Source organism: Spiroplasma sp. ald, assembly GCF_044714355.1.
Taxonomy (GTDB): domain Bacteria; phylum Bacillota_I; class Bacilli_A; order Mycoplasmatales; family Mycoplasmataceae; genus Spiroplasma; species Spiroplasma phoeniceum.
This window is the reverse complement of record NZ_RXFY01000103.1, coordinates 1-3,566: the sequence shown is the minus strand read 5'-3', so window position 1 is coordinate 3,566 and position 3,566 is coordinate 1. Positions and strand designations below refer to the sequence as shown.

The 3,566-nt window shown below is 22.9% G+C and carries 3 protein-coding genes and 1 pseudogene; all 4 read left to right on the top strand.

Annotated elements, in window-relative coordinates; genetic code table 4:
• Window positions 1–203 precede the first annotated feature (203 nt).
• On the top strand, window positions 204–485 hold the full coding sequence (locus EHU54_RS05005; RefSeq protein ID WP_400249270.1) for a hypothetical protein: 282 nt from the start codon (window positions 204–206) through the stop codon (window positions 483–485).
• 423 nt (window positions 486–908) lie between these two features.
• On the top strand, window positions 909–1,496 hold the full coding sequence (locus tag EHU54_RS05000; RefSeq protein WP_400249268.1) for a hypothetical protein: 588 nt from the start codon (window positions 909–911) through the stop codon (window positions 1,494–1,496).
• Between the two features lie 105 nt (window positions 1,497–1,601).
• Window positions 1,602–2,459 (top strand): annotated as a pseudogene (locus tag EHU54_RS04995) (MATE family efflux transporter); the annotation flags it as partial.
• Between the two features lie 861 nt (window positions 2,460–3,320).
• On the top strand, window positions 3,321–3,566 hold a 246-nt coding region (locus tag EHU54_RS04990; protein ID WP_400249267.1), incomplete at its 3' end, for a hypothetical protein.

The window sequence follows — 3,566 nt, the reverse complement described above, 5'->3', positions numbered from 1 at the left end:
TAGCTTTGCCACCTTTTTTAAATTTTTCTATTTCAGCAACCTTTAAAATATCTAATATTTTATTAAAAGTGGCTTGTTTTATTCTTGTTAATCGGAATAATTCTTTATCATTAATAAAATCAAATTTATCAAATTTCATAATTTTAGATTCCTATAATTTCTATTTTAAATATATTTTATAGGAATTTTAAAATAACTAGGTTATGCAAGAAGTCTATTTTTTAATTCCATCAATATGAATTTTAGTTCGCACAATAATTATTACAAAATATATGGATGTTTCATTAGATACTTATGCTCAATGAGAATATCTTAATATTATGCTTGAAATTCTTCAAGAAGCTTTTGTTTTTCCATTATTCTTTTTTATTGGAAAAATTAAAAATAATAAAATTGATGACTTAAATAAAATTCGTCAAATTTATTTATTTATTTTTTTAATTTACTTAGGAATTATTTTTCTTTTTTCTTTTTTTTACTGATAATCTAATTAAAGTTATTGATGGTTATAACTATAATGATCAAATAATATTTTTTAATTTGCAATTATTTTCAAAAATTCCAGAAGTTTTGTTATTAATTTCTACTGTTTTTTATTAAATATTGGTAAAAAGTAAGGCGTTCTTTTTTCTATTATTAGGTAAAATGATAATTTATATTATTTTAGATTTTACGTTAGCAAATGAAAATGTTTTTGCAAATACATATATTGGTTTGGGATTAAGTAGTATTTTAACTAATATATTTTTATTTCTTTTTTCTTTATTAATTATTGCAAACTTTTTTAGTTTTAAAATTTTTTGAAATATTAAGACTTTTCGATTAACAAAATTAGAATTTAATAAAGTTTTTTTCTTAATTTTATTTTTACTTTTTTATCATCGGCAATTAATAACTTTTTCTATTTATTGGTAATTGCAAAAACATTAAATTCATTAACTGCATCTGGTTCATATTGATTAGCGAATCAATTAATTTGAAATTGAATTTTATTACCAATAATTGCTTTAATTGAAGTATTTAAAGCTATAGTTACCATTAATGTAGATGAGGGCATAAATAGTAAAGAACTTAATAAAAAATTTATTAAATATTTTAAGCTTTCATTTCTTTTATTTGTTGTTTCAGCAAGCATATTTTATGGACTATGAATTCCTTTTTCTAGATTTTTAACTGATAATGATCAAACAAAAATGACCGAATCAATGCAAATTATGAGAATTGTTATTTGATTTTATCTTTTTTATACTTGAGCGACTTTGCTTGATGCAGTTTTTATTGGAATTGGCAAATTAAAATTCTTATTAATAAAATCATGTGTAATAAATTTTACAGTTTATTTAATTCCATTTATATTAATTGCAGTTAATATTTTATTCCTAAACATAAAATTAATTATTTTAATTTATAGTTTTTCTTTATTAGGGTCATTTATTGTTAATCTTATAATGTATTTAATATTGCTTAGCAAAAATAAAGAGACAATGTTAGGATAAAATAAATAAATCCCCTTTAACTAAAATATGCCCCCTTTGAATCTGGCAATTTAATTAAAAATATGATAAAATAATAAACATATAGTATTGTAAAGGGGAACGAACATAAAGAACAAAACCGTTTTTTCAAAAAACGAGATTAAGTTATGTTATGACAATTTATGAAAAACAATTTTTATTTTTTCTTTACCAACTGTCTTTGTGATGGCAATGACAGCATTATATCCAATCTTCGATAAATTTATTGCTTTAACATTTGTAACACCAAATGTTTTTCATCATCAGCCATATTTGGATTGATATAAAGAACATATTACAATTAATAATGGTAAATTATGAACATATGAATCAGCAAAAATTTTTGTTAATTTGTCAACCCATTTTTCAATGCAAATTTATAACTTATTATTTGCTTTTGCAATTTTATTTGCGATTGGAACATCAATTACATTTGCAATTAAATCTGGGCAAAGTAATAAACAACAAACACAATCTTTAGCAGGAAATGCTTTGACAATTACCATTTTATTTTCATTTGTTGCAGCTTTTTTTGTTTTTTGTTTAGTTTTTCCACAATGAGATAATATTATGATTTTAATTCAATTAAGTAAAAAAGGAACCTGAATCTTACAAGATTTAACTTGGCATTATGTTTTTCCAATGTTACTTGCTAGTCCTTTAATGTTTGTTAGTTATTTATTACTAACATTATTACGAACAGATGGAAAAAGTCATGTTGCAATTTACATTATAATTGGAGCAATTGCGATTAATGTCTTATTTTCAATTGTTTTTGTAAAATATGGTCGAATGTTGTTAGAAGGTACAATGTTAGGAACAATTATTTCATGAATTTTTATTATTATTGTTTCATTAATTTGTATTTATTATAATAAAAATTCTTATTTACGATTTCATTGGCGTGATCTTTTTTATTTACATAAAACAACAATTAAGGTAGTAAGAAAAAAGTTGAGGTTTTATAAAAAATATAAATAAAGTAATTAAATACAAATTAAATTAATCGCTTATCAGAGCGATTTTTTTATTTGCATTATTCATCAGATAGTATCTTTAAAATTAAAAATTAACCTATTTTGCCCTACAAATTAGTTAATTTTTATAATTTCCTTTCTGTGATTTATTATATTTTTTCGGTTTAACAACTAATAATATCATTTTTAATAAAGGTACTATCTGATGAATAATGCAATCTAAAACTTAATATTTTGATGCTTAAAGATGGATAACTCATCTATGGCACGAAGCCTTAAAGAAAGTGTGAAAGCGATTGGATTTACTCTCCTATTTATTTCTTTAATTCTCGGCAAGATTAATCACTTGCGAAATGTCAGAGCGCGTGTTTTTTGGCTTGTTTTCATAAAAAGAGTGTTGTTAAACCGAAAAAAACAATATCGGACACTAAAAAAACAAGAGGGTTGGAACTCCAAAAGGTTATTTTCTTTATATAAAGTTGTCTAGGGATGGATGAAGCGTAATTAATAACTGGATAAACTATTTTTTGTTTATTTCCGTATGGGGGTAAACTCTATCAAAATATCCTATCCGCCCCCGCTCACCCCCGAAGTGAAGCGGGCGGCGAAGTAATTAAATACTAAAATAAATTATTTACTAAATATCAAAATATTAACCAATAAAGGAATATTATGTTTTTTTACAGAAAGGAAAATATTTTATGAAAAAATGAAATAAAAAAATTAAAAATAAATTACAAGAATTAATTATACGACCTTATTCAGTAACCGCAAACGATGTTAATGATGAAATTTGAGCAACAAATAAAAAAATTAAGTAGTATAAATAATGACAGAATATAAAAGTTTGTATATTAATAAAACTTGAAATGAAATAACAACTTCTTTTGAATGAGCTAATTGTCAGCCTGTTAATTGTCGTATTTCACATCATAAAAATAATTATGATTTGCAATGTTTAGAATGATCCAAAATGTACTTAAATTTATTTAAAGACAAGTGAGATGTTATTGCTTCTTATATGCAATATTATAAAATTAACGATATTTTAGATTTAGCATCAGATGGATGAAAA